General features: G+C 45.7%; 9 protein-coding genes, 6 tRNA genes, 2 rRNA genes and 1 pseudogene. 1 reads left to right on the top strand and 17 read right to left on the bottom strand.

The window, feature by feature from the left end; all coding sequences use genetic code 11:
* Positions 1-142: 142 nt before the first annotated feature.
* From rplL to FM037_RS26925, 10 genes are all read right to left on the bottom strand, one after another.
* Complete coding sequence (gene rplL, locus FM037_RS26880; RefSeq protein ID WP_144048518.1) at positions 143-511, bottom strand: 50S ribosomal protein L7/L12; 369 nt, start codon at positions 509-511, stop codon at positions 143-145.
* A 46-nt stretch (positions 512-557) separates the two neighbouring features.
* Positions 558-1,058 (bottom strand): 50S ribosomal protein L10, encoded by a 501-nt coding sequence (gene rplJ / locus FM037_RS26885; protein ID WP_144049154.1) that lies wholly within the window; start codon positions 1,056-1,058, stop codon positions 558-560.
* Between the two features lie 265 nt (positions 1,059-1,323).
* Positions 1,324-2,025, bottom strand: coding sequence for a 50S ribosomal protein L1 (gene rplA / locus FM037_RS26890; RefSeq protein WP_144048519.1), 702 nt, complete (start codon positions 2,023-2,025; stop codon positions 1,324-1,326).
* Between the two features lie 4 nt (positions 2,026-2,029).
* Complete coding sequence (gene rplK, locus FM037_RS26895; protein ID WP_144048520.1) at positions 2,030-2,458, bottom strand: 50S ribosomal protein L11; 429 nt, start codon at positions 2,456-2,458, stop codon at positions 2,030-2,032.
* Positions 2,459-2,583: 125 nt separating this feature from the next.
* A complete protein-coding gene (gene nusG, locus FM037_RS26900; RefSeq protein WP_144048521.1) occupies positions 2,584-3,135 on the bottom strand; it encodes a transcription termination/antitermination protein NusG in 552 nt (183 codons plus the stop codon).
* A gap of 9 nt (positions 3,136-3,144) precedes the next feature.
* On the bottom strand, positions 3,145-3,516 hold the full coding sequence (secE, locus tag FM037_RS26905) for a preprotein translocase subunit SecE (RefSeq protein ID WP_144048522.1): 372 nt from the start codon (positions 3,514-3,516) through the stop codon (positions 3,145-3,147).
* Between the two features lie 263 nt (positions 3,517-3,779).
* Positions 3,780-4,964: an elongation factor Tu gene (tuf, locus tag FM037_RS26910; RefSeq protein WP_144048512.1), complete on the bottom strand. Its 1,185-nt coding sequence runs from the start codon at positions 4,962-4,964 to the stop codon at positions 3,780-3,782.
* A 186-nt stretch (positions 4,965-5,150) separates the two neighbouring features.
* Positions 5,151-5,224 (bottom strand) — tRNA-Gly (locus tag FM037_RS26915).
* Between the two features lie 35 nt (positions 5,225-5,259).
* Positions 5,260-5,344 (bottom strand) — tRNA-Tyr (locus tag FM037_RS26920).
* Between the two features lie 7 nt (positions 5,345-5,351).
* A tRNA-Thr gene (locus FM037_RS26925) sits at positions 5,352-5,427 on the bottom strand.
* Between the two features lie 232 nt (positions 5,428-5,659).
* Here FM037_RS26925 and coaA point away from each other — a divergent pair.
* On the top strand, positions 5,660-6,610 hold the full coding sequence (gene coaA, locus FM037_RS26930; protein ID WP_144048523.1) for a type I pantothenate kinase: 951 nt from the start codon (positions 5,660-5,662) through the stop codon (positions 6,608-6,610).
* Between the two features lie 14 nt (positions 6,611-6,624).
* On the opposite strand, the gene birA is transcribed toward coaA, so the two are convergent.
* From birA to FM037_RS26965, 7 genes and pseudogenes are all read right to left on the bottom strand, one after another.
* Positions 6,625-7,587: a bifunctional biotin--[acetyl-CoA-carboxylase] ligase/biotin operon repressor BirA gene (gene birA / locus FM037_RS26935; protein WP_144048524.1), complete on the bottom strand. Its 963-nt coding sequence runs from the start codon at positions 7,585-7,587 to the stop codon at positions 6,625-6,627.
* Positions 7,580-8,610: pseudogene (gene murB / locus FM037_RS26940) on the bottom strand (UDP-N-acetylmuramate dehydrogenase). The gene birA and the pseudogene murB overlap by 8 nt, the downstream one beginning before the upstream one ends.
* A 431-nt stretch (positions 8,611-9,041) precedes the next feature.
* A tRNA-Asp gene (locus tag FM037_RS26945) sits at positions 9,042-9,118 on the bottom strand.
* A gap of 95 nt (positions 9,119-9,213) precedes the next feature.
* Positions 9,214-9,329: ribosomal RNA gene (gene rrf / locus FM037_RS26950) — 5S ribosomal RNA — on the bottom strand.
* 165 nt (positions 9,330-9,494) lie between these two features.
* A 23S ribosomal RNA gene (locus FM037_RS26955) occupies positions 9,495-12,399 on the bottom strand.
* 322 nt (positions 12,400-12,721) lie between these two features.
* Positions 12,722-12,797, bottom strand: a tRNA-Ala gene (locus tag FM037_RS26960).
* A 135-nt stretch (positions 12,798-12,932) separates the two neighbouring features.
* A tRNA-Ile gene (locus FM037_RS26965) sits at positions 12,933-13,009 on the bottom strand.
* Positions 13,010-13,178 lie beyond the last annotated feature (169 nt).

The following is a 13,178-nucleotide window of genomic DNA, read 5'->3' on the forward strand; positions in this document are numbered from 1 at the left end:
AGTAATCTCTGTTAGGAACTGCATGATCTGGCGACAAACGGTGAAAAAAAAATCGCCTACGCTTACAGCGCAAAAAAGGCCGACGGTTAAAAAACCGCCAGCCTTCACCCGATGACTCGGGCGGAGTAAGTTAAATTATAACTTACTTGATCTCTACAGAAGCACCAGCTTCTTCAAGAAGAGTCTTAAGTGCTTCAGCTTCTTCTTTAGAAATAGCTTCTTTAACAGCTACTGGAGATGCTTCAGCCATAGCTTTAGCTTCTTTCAGGCCAAGACCTGTAGCGCTACGAAGAGCTTTAATTACTTTAACCTTGTTCTCACCGAACGAAGTCATCATAACGTCAAATTCAGTCTGCTCAGCAGCAGCGCCGCCTTCAGCAGCTCCGCCAGCAACAACTGCAGCAGCTGCAGATACGCCGAACTTCTCTTCCATTGACTCGATTAGTTCAACAACTTCCATTACAGACATTTCTGCAACAGCGTTTAAGATATCGTCTTTAGTGATAGACATAACAAAAAATTCCTATTGTTCTGAATTTAAGCGGCTAAGTATAAACTTAAGCTGCTTCTTCTTTTTGATCGCGAAGGGCGGCCAGTGTACGAACTAGCTTGCCAGCAGATGCTTCTTTCATTGTCATCATCAACTGAGCAATTGCTTCGTCGAATGTTGGCAGTTTCGCTAAGCGATCTATATCGGCTGCAGGGATTAACTCCCCTTCAAAGGCTGCTGCTTTGATTTCAAACATCTCTTGCTCACCAGCGAAGTCTTTAAGAAGACGCGCGGCTGCACCTGGGTGCTCGTTAGAGAAGGCAATCAAAGTAGGACCGGTAAACGTATCGCTAAGGCACTCAAAATCAGTACCTACAACTGCGCGTTTAGCTAATGTATTACGTACAACTTTAACGAATACACCAGCTTCGCGAGCTGCTCTACGCAGACCGGTCATATCACCTACAGTTACACCGCGTGAATCGGCTACAACTGCAGATAAAGCACCTTTGGCAGCTTCGTTGACTTCAGCAACAATCGCTTTTTTGTCTTCGAGTCCTAATGCCATTGGCTTTACTCCTGGATTAAATCTAGGGAATTCCCTAGCAATTACCATACTAATCATAAATATGACTAGTGATTTACGGTGCTTATCCAGCAGAACAAAATCTTTCTGGGGTTCGACACCGTCTACGTAGGAAATTAAGTCAGCCATTAAGCCGACACCTACGGTCTTGGACGGAAGTCTAAGATTTGACCATCTAAATGGCTAAATTATAGACCTCAACCCACAAGGTGCGCGCATTATAGACTAATACGCTAACCTTGTAAAATTACTTAGCGTCTTCCAGAGTACTCTGGTCAACTGCAACACCTGCGCCCATAGTGGTCGAGATGCTGATTTTCTTAAGGAAAATACCTTTAGCAGCTGCAGGCTTAGCTTTCACTAATGCCGCAACAAGTGCTTCCAAGTTTTCCTTTAGCTTAGCAGTTTCGAAGTCCACTTTACCGATAGTAGTGTGGATGATACCGTTCTTATCTGTACGGTAACGAACCTGACCAGCTTTTGCGTTCTTAACTGCTTCAGCAACATTTGGTGTTACTGTGCCAGTCTTAGGGTTAGGCATTAGACCACGTGGGCCTAAGATCTGACCTAGTTGACCAACAACACGCATTGCATCTGGAGAAGCAATAACAACGTCGAAGTTCATTTCACCAGCTTTAACTTGTGCAGCAAGCTCGTCCATACCGACTAGCTCAGCACCAGCAGCTAGCGCAGCTTCTGCATTAGCACCTTGTGTGAACACGGCAACACGAACGTCACGACCAGTACCGTGTGGCAACACAGTTGCTCCACGAACGTTTTGGTCAGATTTACGTGGGTCTACACCAAGGTTTACAGCAACATCAACACTCTCAACGAACTTAGCAGTCGCTAGTTCTTTAAGAAGCTCAACAGCCTCATTGATGTCGTAGTTTTTAGTTACTTCTACTTTCTCGCGAATGATACGAGCGCGCTTAGTTAGTTTTGCCATTTTCTTAATCCTCTACTACCAAACCCATTGAACGAGCAGTACCTTCAATTGTGCGAGTCATCGCATCAATATCAGATCCAGTCATGTCAGCAGCTTTTGTCTCAGCAATTTCCTGGACAGCGCTACGCTTGATAGTTCCCACTTTTTCAGTGTTAGGACGACCAGAACCAGACTTCAAACCTGCTGCCTTAAGCAGTAGGAAAGATGCAGGTGGTGTCTTAGTTTCAAAAGTGAACGAACGGTCAGTATAAACCGTGATAACAACAGGAATTGGCATGCCTTTCTCGAACTTTTCAGTACGAGCATTGAATGCTTTACAGAATTCCATGATGTTAACACCTTTCTGACCTAGAGCAGGCCCGACTGGTGGCGACGGATTTGCAGCACCAGCTGCGACTTGTAGTTTGATGTAACCATCAACTTTCTTAGCCATGAGTATTTCCTCAGTTTGGGTTCAAACGCCACTGACAAGATGTCAGCAAGCTCCCCGAAAAACAATGGGTGCGGATTTTATAACAAATCCGCACCCATTCCAAATAAAATTTGTGTTTAATTTAATCAGCTCTTTTCGATCTGACTAAAGTCTAGCTCGACTGGTGTTGAACGGCCGAAGATCATCACAGAAACCTTGACGCGGTTCTTCTCATAATCGACTTCTTCAACAGTACCGTTAAAGTCAGCAAACGGACCATCGGTAACGCGAACCACTTCACCAGGTTCAAACATCACGCGATGTGTTGGAGACTCGGTAGTTTCCTGTAGACGCTGTAGAATTCTATCAGCTTCAACATCAGAAATAGGAGCAGGACGATCCGAAGTGCCGCCGATGAAACCCATCACACGAGGGATGCTCTTCACCAAGTGCCAGCTCTCATCGTTCATTTCCATCTGGACTAGTACATATCCAGGGAAGAACTTGCGCTCGCTCTTACGACGCTGACCGGCTCTCATCTCGACAACTTCTTCAGTTGGGACGAGAATCTCACCAAAGTAGTGTTCCATCTTGTGCATCTGAATATATTCATTCAGAGTCTTAAGTACACGCCCTTCATAACCAGAAAAGGCCTGGACCACATACCATCTTTTTTTAGCTTCAGTTGCTTCAGTCATTCGAAGTGCCTATACGCCTGTAATAAAATTGACAATTCTCAGCAATACTGCGTCCATACCCCAAAGGATCAACGCAAGAACACCGGTCGCGGCTAATACAATAAATGTTGTATTTAGCGCTTCTTGACGCGTAGGCCAAACTACCTTACGTACTTCAATTTGTGCTTCACGAGCAAAGACTAGCGCTTGCTTGCCTTTCTCTGTTTGCAATGCAATAAATCCCGCTACAGCAAAAGCTGCAACAACACTAATTGCACGTACTAATACACTGGCTTCACTATACAGCTGATTGCCGATAATAGCTGTTGCCAACAAAATAGCGACTAGAGCCCACTTTACGATATCCAGAGAATTACCCTGGCTTTCTGTATTTGTTGTCATCGATTAATTCCGTTACTCACTACGACCTAAGGTGGTATCAGGTTGATCGCATTTTAATAAAATACTATCTAACCACTTAATTCCGAGCTTACTCTCGATGTGCTTAATGGTAAGCCCAAAGGGTCAAAAATCGGCCATAGATTGTATTCTTATTCTGACGAGTAATCAAGAATACAAGCAAGCTTGAACCGAGTAAAATTAAAAATAACAAAAAAGGAAGCCGAAGCTTCCTTTTTTTGATGTTCAGTTAAGAGTCTATGCGATTAAGCAAGGATCTTAGCTACAACACCAGCACCAACAGTACGGCCACCTTCACGGATAGCGAAGCGTAAACCTTCATCCATCGCGATTGGGCAGATTAGTGTTACTACCATCTGAACGTTATCACCAGGCATTACCATCTCTACGCCTTCTGGAAGCTCGATAGTACCGGTTACGTCTGTTGTACGAAAGTAGAACTGTGGACGATAGCCTTTGAAGAATGGAGTGTGACGTCCGCCTTCTTCTTTTGACAGAACATAGATTTCTGATTCAAAAGTTGTGTGTGGAGTGATTGAACCAGGAGCAGCAAGAACCTGACCACGTTCAACGTCTTCACGCTTAATACCACGTAGAAGAACACCACAGTTCTCGCCTGCACGACCTTCGTCAAGCAGCTTACGGAACATTTCAACACCAGTACAAGTTGAACGAGTAGTATCTTTGATACCAACGATTTCAACTTCTTCACCAACCTTGATGATACCGCGCTCTACACGACCAGTTACAACTGTACCACGGCCTGAGATTGAGAATACATCTTCGATTGGAAGAATGAATGCACCATCGATAGCACGCTCTGGCTCTGGGATATAAGTATCCAAAGCTTCTGCAAGCTCAAGGATCTTAGCTTCCCATTCAGCTTCGCCTTCAAGGGCTTTAAGTGCTGAACCTTGGATAACTGGAAGGTCATCACCTGGGAAGTCATATTCAGAAAGAAGTTCACGAACTTCCATTTCTACTAGCTCAAGTAGCTCTTCGTCATCAACCATGTCACATTTGTTCATGAATACGATGATGAAAGGGACGCCAACCTGACGAGAAAGCAGGATGTGCTCACGAGTCTGTGGCATTGGGCCATCTGTAGAAGCAACTACTAGAATCGCGCCGTCCATTTGAGCAGCACCAGTGATCATGTTTTTAACATAATCGGCGTGACCAGGACAATCTACGTGTGCGTAGTGACGTGCTGGAGTGTCATATTCGATGTGAGAGGTATTAATTGTAATACCGCGCTCACGCTCTTCAGGAGCGTTATCGATCTGTGAGAAATCTTTAACATCACCACCGTAAGTCTTTGCCAAAACAGCAGAGATAGCAGCAGTTAGAGTAGTCTTACCATGGTCAACGTGACCGATGGTGCCCACGTTTACGTGGGGTTTAACGCGTTCAAATTTTTCTTTAGCCATGGTATTGCCCCAATCAGATATCTTGGTGATGAAACCGACATACAACAAAAAATCCGATGCATAAATGTCATCGAATCAATTAGATTTAGAATAGGATATTTGAAGAAGGCTGGCGCTGATGGCAGTGACTTAAAACCTCACCCTTTATCAGGGCGTGCTCTTAAGGGTGAGCACATCAGCGAAAATTGGAGCGGATGGCGGGAATCGAACCCGCGTTATCAGCTTGGAAGGCTGGAGTAATACCATTATACGACATCCGCGCAACCTACTTCAGGTTACCTAACTACCTAGAAAATGGTGGAGGGAGAAGGATTCGAACCTTCGAAGGCTGAGCCGTCAGATTTACAGTCTGATCCCTTTGGCCACTCGGGAACCCCTCCAGAGAAATGGTGCCGGCACCAAGAGTCGAACTCGGGACCTACTGATTACAAGTCAGTTGCTCTACCAACTGAGCTATGCCGGCGTGTCATTTCGGTAGCGGATATTATGGAAATGTGAGCACAAGTGCAATAGCTATTTGTAAAAAAACCTAAAAAAAATGCCGAATGTTGTTTTTTCGTCCATAAAAACAGCCTTTAGATGTTTTTTTGGACATCCTTTTAGTCAATGGTCAAACAGCGAGCATCTTAGCTGGCTTTCATATTGTTCATCTTAAACTGTTAGTGTACTGTTCCTCCCTCAAAGGGAGATAAGCAATGCCAACAGAAAATCCAATTCATAATGCACTGTATCTTGCATTCCAAAGATCTCAGTGGGCCGAATTACGTGAATCGGTCCCCTTGACCCTAATCGAATCTGAACTCAAGAAGCTACGCGGCATAAACGAGAGGCTCTCTCTGACCGAAGTCACCGATATCTATCTTCCTTTGAGTCGGCTACTTAACCTGATTGTCGGCGCCAAGCAAAAACGTGGCCTGGTTCTCAACAAGTTCTTAGGCAGGATACCTCCTAAGCGCCCCTATATCATCAGTATTGCCGGTAGCGTCGCCGTAGGAAAGAGCACTACGGCTCGAATTCTCCAGGCGCTATTGAGCCAATGGCCTGAACACCCCAGAGTCGACCTCGTCACTACCGATGGTTTTCTTTATCCACTGGCGGAGCTAAAACGTCGAGGCCTTCTTCAGCGCAAAGGCTTTCCAGAAAGCTATGATATGAAGATGCTGGTGAAGTTTATTTCTCAAATCAAAGCCGGAGAGCCCTACGTCCGGGCACCAATCTATTCTCACCTCAGCTATGATCGCATCATAGACAAGCAGCAAATAATAGAACAACCAGACATACTGATTATCGAAGGGCTAAATGTACTACAAACGGGTCAAGATGCCGCAGTTGGCATACAACAACCCTTCGTTTCCGACTTTGTCGATTTCTCAATTTATGTCGATGCTGAGGAAGCATTACTGAAGAAGTGGTATGTAGATAGGTTTCTCCAATTTAGAGGAGGCGCCTTTAGCGATGAAAAATCTTACTTCCACCACTATTCAAAACTGGACGACGATGAAGCGACTAGCATAGCCTCCAACATCTGGGATAGCATCAACGGTCCAAATCTAAAATTGAATATTGAACCCACCAGAGATCGTGCCCACCTTATTTTGCAGAAAGGCAATGATCACCTGATGAGTCAGGTCTTACTACGAAAATAGCCGATTTAGCAACACTAGGTCGCGCTTCGAAGGCTAATTTCGCCACCCACAAACGCTTTAATGCCTTCATCGGTTTCAAGTAGAATGGCACCGGATTCATCTACTCCTTTACAGATACCCAGTATCTGGTTATCACCCATCAAGAGTCTTACTTGCTTACCGAAGAACACATCGACCTCCTGCCAGCGCGCTAAGAAGGCTGTTAACCCTAGCTGTTCAAAAGTAGAAAAGTCTTGGTGTAACTGTTTTTGTAGCGCTATTGCCAATTCAGTTTTACTCGGACAAGAAGGATTGGCAGAAAGGTCACTCCAGGCTTGATCGATTTTATCTCCCTGAGACTGAGACATGGAAATATTGATTCCTATCCCCACAACCAGATGACATTCGCTGTCGGCCTGTCCGCTCATCTCAATCAAGACGCCAGCTAACTTCTTGTTATTCAAATAGATGTCGTTTGGCCATTTAACCCCTAAATCTTCGATACCAAAACTTTGCAGTACCTTAACCAATGAGCAAGCAACGACCAGGCTGAGCCCCGAGGCCTGAGACATTCCCTGTTCCAACTTCCAATACATGGAGTAATACAGATGACATCCATAGGGTGAAACCCAACTACGGCCACGACGCCCTCGGCCTGCCGACTGATATTCTGCGATGCAGATATCACCCGATGTTAATTCGTGAACATGTTTCAACAGAAAGGCATTCGTGCTCGCTAGTTCATCAAAATAGAAGCACCTGTGATTAAGTGAGCGGGTCAATTGATCTTCATCGATCAAAGAAACTGGATTAGCTAACTTATAACCCTTGCCCTTAACACTGAATATCTCGACACCATAGTCTTCAAGCGAGTCTATATGCTTACTAATCGCAGTTCTCGATATACCAGCTTGTTTAGCTAGCTGCTCACCTGAAACAAACTGCTCACCTGCTAATGCCGTTAATATCTCTCTCTTACGTCCCCACTGTTCAATCATCTGCTAATTCCTTTTCACCGTTCGCACCAATAATTCTAGGCTCTGCTGCTAATTTAATACCATATCGCTCTACTATCGCGCTAATGACTTTCATAGCCAACCGAGTGACATCTGTACCTGTTGCATGGCCCATATTAACCAAAACCAGAGCCTGCTGCTCATGCACTGCCGCATCACCGACCTTAAGACCCTTTAACCCTGCCCTGTCGATTAACCATCCAGCTGCCAATTTAACTGAATTTTCATCTACAGCGAAACCCACTATACCCGGATGGTTTTCAACTAAGGAATCGAATACAACACGTGAAACTAATGGGTTCTTAAAGAAACTCCCAGCATTACCCAGTACACTGGGGTTAGGAAGCTTAGTATTTCTCATATTACAGATACAATCGAATATCTGTTTAGCCGTCACACGTCCTTTCTCAAACGTCCTCAGTGGCCCGTAAGATATCACCGGCTCCCAATCCTTACGCAGCTTGAGTCCGACCGCTGTAATCACAGCACAGGTGAGAAGCTCCCCCTTAAAAATTGAATCTCTATATCTAAAATGACACTCATCGGTTGCTAAGCGTTTCAATTCACCTGTTCTGAGATCAAGATACTCAACCCAATCACATACCTGCATCAACTCGACACCATAAGCACCAATATTCTGAATTGGCGCCGCGCCAACGGTACCGGGTATCAAGGCTAAATTTTCAAGACCTGATATAGACATTGAAAGAGTGGTCTCGACTAACTCGTGCCAGTTTTCGCCAGCTGCCACGCTGAGGTAATGATATTCATCATCCTCGGAAAACTCTATGCCCTTAGTCTCCACACGAACAACAGTACCTAGGTAGTCATCAGTCAGTACAACATTACTCCCCCACCAAGAATCAAAAAATCTTGCTCACTTCGATAGAGTTCCAGGCAAGTAGAAATCAGTTCAGCTTTAGATTTCGCATGGATCAACTCTGCGCAGCTATGGTCAATCTGAAAGGTATTGTAGGATTTTAATGAATAAGGTACTGCAGGCATAGATAGAAACTTCTAGAGAGCATTAAAGCGGCATTGTAGCGTATTTAGCTAGCAGAAAGAATTGGCTCGACATTACAGCGCGATTTATGAACATAAATTCACTCAAATAATACCATCAGCTTGCGAACAATAGGAATGGATGGTCGGGAGTGACCGCTCCTTAATATCCTATTACTACGGCATTCAAACATCCATGTTTTCAAGGAGTGTATGCCAAATCAATGTCTGGAACACTTCTGTTAAATCAAGAATGGTACAACTGAACTACGAAGTGCATGGATGCACAAATGTCACGTAGACCATGGATGGTCGAGAGTGACCGCTCCTTTAGCAAAGTGCTTACGCATAATGCTGAATACTTTTTCGTCACTTTCATTCAAAAATTAAACACGAAAAAGCCCTAACATTGCTGTTAGGGCTTATCGTAATGTTGGCGGAGCGGACGGGACTCGAACCCGCGACCCCCGGCGTGACAGGCCGGTATTCTAACCAACTGAACTACCGCTCCTTTAGCAAATTGCCGAAGCATTCTGCTAAATTCTTTTATCGTCGCTAGCTTGTCAGGGCTAGGAGACTCGCTTTAATCAATAAAGCTAAATAGGCGCCTGGAAATGACCTACTCTCACATGGGGAGACCCCACACTACCATCGGCGCGATTGCGTTTCACTTCTGAGTTCGAGATGGATTCAGGTGGGGCCACAATGCTATGGTTTCCAGACTAATTTGGTAAATTTAGAAAGCTTATAAATAATTGGGTTTAGTACACGGATGTACTGTATGTCATAAATGCAGGAGCATTTTATGACCAACTTAAATCAAGTTCGTATTCTTTTGTGCTTATGAAGTAATACACACACTAACTACACAAACCCATCTGGGTTGTATGGTTAAGCCTCACGAGTCATTAGTACAGGTTAGCTCAACGCCTCACAACGCTTACACACCCTGCCTATCAACGTCCTAGTCTCGAACGGCTCTTTAGAGGAATTAAATTCCTAGGGATGACTCATCTTAGGACTCGCTTCCCGCTTAGATGCTTTCAGCGGTTATCGATTCCGAACGTAGCTACCGGGCAATGCTATTGGCATAACAACCCGAACACCAGCGGTTCGTCCACTCCGGTCCTCTCGTACTAGGAGCAGCTTCCTTCAATCATCCAACGCCCACGGCAGATAGGGACCGAACTGTCTCACGACGTTCTGAACCCAGCTCGCGTACCACTTTAAATGGCGAACAGCCATACCCTTGGGACCGACTTCAGCCCCAGGATGTGATGAGCCGACATCGAGGTGCCAAACACCGCCGTCGATATGAACTCTTGGGCGGTATCAGCCTGTTATCCCCGGCGTACCTTTTATCCGTTGAGCGATGGCCCTTCCATACAGAACCACCGGATCACTATGACCTACTTTCGTACCTGCTCGACGTGTATGTCTCGCAGTTAAGCTGGCTTATGCCATTGCACTAACCGTACGATGTCCGACCGTACTTAGCCAACCTTCGTGCTCCTCCGTTACTCTTTGGGAGGAGACCGCCCCAGTCAAACTACCCACCAGGCACTGTCCTCAACCCCGATTCAGGGGCCTGAGTTAGAACATCAAAACTACAAGGGTGGTATTTCAAGGTTGACTCCATCAGAACTAGCGTCCCAACTTCAAAGTCTCCCACCTATCCTACACATGTAGGTTCAATGTTCAGTGCCAAGCTATAGTAAAGGTGCACGGGGTCTTTCCGTCTAGCCGCGGGTATACGGCATCTTCACCGCAATTTCAACTTCACTGAGTCTCGGCTGGAGACAGCGTGGCCATCATTACGCCATTCGTGCAGGTCGGAACTTACCCGACAAGGAATTTCGCTACCTTAGGACCGTTATAGTTACGGCCGCCGTTTACCGGGGCTTCGATCATGAGCTTCTCCGAAGATAACCCAATCAATTAACCTTCCGGCACCGGGCAGGCGTCATACCGTATACTTCCTCTTGCGAGTTTGCACAGTACTGTGTTTTTGATAAACAGTTGCAGCCACCTGGTATCTGCGACTGCCAGCAGCTTAAGGAGCAAGTCCTATCACCGCCGGCAGCGTACCTTCTCCCGAAGTTACGGTACCATTTTGCCTAGTTCCTTCAGCCGAGTTCTCTCAAGCGCCTTGGTATTCTCTACCCAACCACCTGTGTCGGTTTGGGGTACGATTCCTACTAACCTGAAGCTTAGAAGATTTTCCTGGAAGCATGGCATCAACTACTTCAACCCCTTAGGGTCTCGTCATCAGTCCTCAGTCTTGCAATTTAATGCGTATTCCCGGATTTGCCTAAGAATACAACCTACAACCTTAAACGCGGACAACCAACGCCGCGCTAGTCTAGCCTTCTCCGTCTCTCCATCGCAGTTAGCAGAAGTACAGGAATATTAACCTGTTTCCCATCGATTACGCCTTTCGGCCTCACCTTAGGGGTCGACTTACCCTGCCCTGATTAACATTGGACAGGAAACCTTGGTCTTTCGGCGAGGGAGTTTTTCACTCCCTTTATCGTTACTCATGTCAGCATTCGCACTTCTGATACCTCCAGGATGGGTTACCCCTTTCCCTTCAACGGCTTACAGAACGCTCCTCTACCGCTTGCTAGTAAACTAGCAAACCCATAGCTTCGGTGTATTGCTTAGCCCCGTTAAATCTTCCGCGCAGGCCGACTCGACTAGTGAGCTATTACGCTTTCTTTAAAAGATGGCTGCTTCTAAGCCAACTTCCTAGCTGTCTAAGCCTTCCCACATCGTTTCCCACTTAGCAATAACTTTGGGACCTTAGCTGATGGTCTGGGTTGTTTCCCTTTCCACGACGGACGTTAGCACCCGCCGTGTGTCTCCCGAGTAGTACTCATTGGTATTCGGAGTTTGCAAAGGGTTGGTAAGTCGGGATGACCCCCTAGCCTTAACAGTGCTCTACCCCCAATGGTATTCGCTCGAGGCGCTACCTAAATAGCTTTCGAGGAGAACCAGATATCTCCCGGTTTGATTGGCCTTTCACCCCCATCCACAAGTCATCCGCTCATTTTTCAACATAAGTCGGTTCGGTCCTCCAGTTGATGTTACTCAACCTTCAACCTGCCCATGGATAGATCACCGGGTTTCGGGTCTACACCTTGCAACTAAACGCGCAGTTAACACTCGGTTTCCCTACGGCTCCGCTATTCGCTTAACCTCGCTACAAAATGTAAGTCGCTGACCCATTATACAAAAGGTACGCAGTCACGGTCTCAAGAACCGCTCCCACTGCTTGTACGTATACGGTTTCAGGTTCTATTTCACTCCCCTCACAGGGGTTCTTTTCGCCTTTCCCTCACGGTACTGGTTCACTATCGGTCAGTCAGGAGTATTTAGCCTTGGAGGATGGTCCCCCCATGTTCAGACAAGATGTCACGTGTCCCGTCCTACTCGTTTTCATCTATAGTTAGTTTTCATGTACGGGGCTATCACCCTGTGCCGCTGAGCTTTCCAACTCATTCCACTAACACCCTATAGACTTAAGGGCTAATCCCCGTTCGCTCGCCGCTACTAGGGGAATCTCGGTTGATTTCTGTTCCTCCGGGTACTTAGATGTTTCAGTTCCCCGGGTTTGCCTCACTACACTATGTATTCATGTAGTGATACTCACTTATGTGAGTGGGTTTCCCCATTCGGACATCGTTAGCTCAAATGCTTGTTACTAGCTCGCCAACGCTTTTCGCAAGTTACTACGTCCTTCATCGCCTCTGACTGCCAAGGCATCCACCGTATACGCTTAGTCACTTAACCATACAACCCACATGGGACTGTATCGCAACTAATGGTGTTTACTTTCGCCAAAAGAATACTCTTGAATTGCATCGCTGCAATTCGGCACTTGATTTAAGTGTTTGAGAACTCAATTATTTATTTTTCGCGCTAATGCTATTAACCACTGCAATCCTTACCTCTTACGAAGCAGTTTTCACAATAGTCCCTTTCACATTAACACTATCAGCTTTCCAAATTTTTAAAGAACGGGCTTAAAAAAGCCAAAGATAAATTTTGCATTTATCTTTGGCATCTCTATCCATATGCATGACCTACTTATTCAGCTAGAAAAGTAAGTAAATGGTGGAGCTATGCGGGATCGAACCGCAGACCTCCTGCGTGCAAGGCAGGCGCTCTCCCAGCTGAGCTATAGCCCCATTTACATGCAGTCAAACAAAATATATACGTTTACTTATTACTAAGTCATTACCAAATCGAGTGTAACAAGGTATGTAGAGAGGACGTTTAGCCTGCTAAACGACGAACTACATAACGCAGTAACACAAAGATTTTGGTGGGTCAGAGTGGACTTGAACCACCGACCTCACCCTTATCAGGGGTGCGCTCTAACCAGCTGAGCTACAGACCCATTTATACTTGCTTCTTTACTTCAATACTGCGTACCTTTCGTCATTCAATCAGTCATGTAGTGAACTACACTCCCTCTTTCATTCCTCAAGCACCTTGTCTTGAAGCAAATTAACGTCGTCTAAACAGACACGTATATTTTTGCTCTTTCTTTCTATCAAGTAATCTGT

The organism is Shewanella psychropiezotolerans, from assembly GCF_007197555.1.
In the GTDB taxonomy this organism is placed as follows: Bacteria; Pseudomonadota; Gammaproteobacteria; order Enterobacterales; family Shewanellaceae; genus Shewanella; species Shewanella psychropiezotolerans.

Coding starts and splice junctions, on each gene's coding strand:
- rplL (WP_144048518.1), bottom strand. CDS start 511: ATGTCTATCACTAAAGACGATATCTTAAACGCTGTTGCAGAAATGTCT.
- rplJ (WP_144049154.1), bottom strand. CDS start 1,058: ATGGCATTAGGACTCGAAGACAAAAAAGCGATTGTTGCTGAAGTCAAC.
- rplA (WP_144048519.1), bottom strand. CDS start 2,025: ATGGCAAAACTAACTAAGCGCGCTCGTATCATTCGCGAGAAAGTAGAA.
- rplK (WP_144048520.1), bottom strand. CDS start 2,458: ATGGCTAAGAAAGTTGATGGTTACATCAAACTACAAGTCGCAGCTGGT.
- nusG (WP_144048521.1), bottom strand. CDS start 3,135: ATGACTGAAGCAACTGAAGCTAAAAAAAGATGGTATGTGGTCCAGGCC.
- secE (WP_144048522.1), bottom strand. CDS start 3,516: ATGACAACAAATACAGAAAGCCAGGGTAATTCTCTGGATATCGTAAAG.
- tuf (WP_144048512.1), bottom strand. CDS start 4,964: ATGGCTAAAGAAAAATTTGAACGCGTTAAACCCCACGTAAACGTGGGC.
- coaA (WP_144048523.1), top strand. CDS start 5,660: ATGCCAACAGAAAATCCAATTCATAATGCACTGTATCTTGCATTCCAA.
- birA (WP_144048524.1), bottom strand. CDS start 7,587: ATGATTGAACAGTGGGGACGTAAGAGAGAGATATTAACGGCATTAGCA.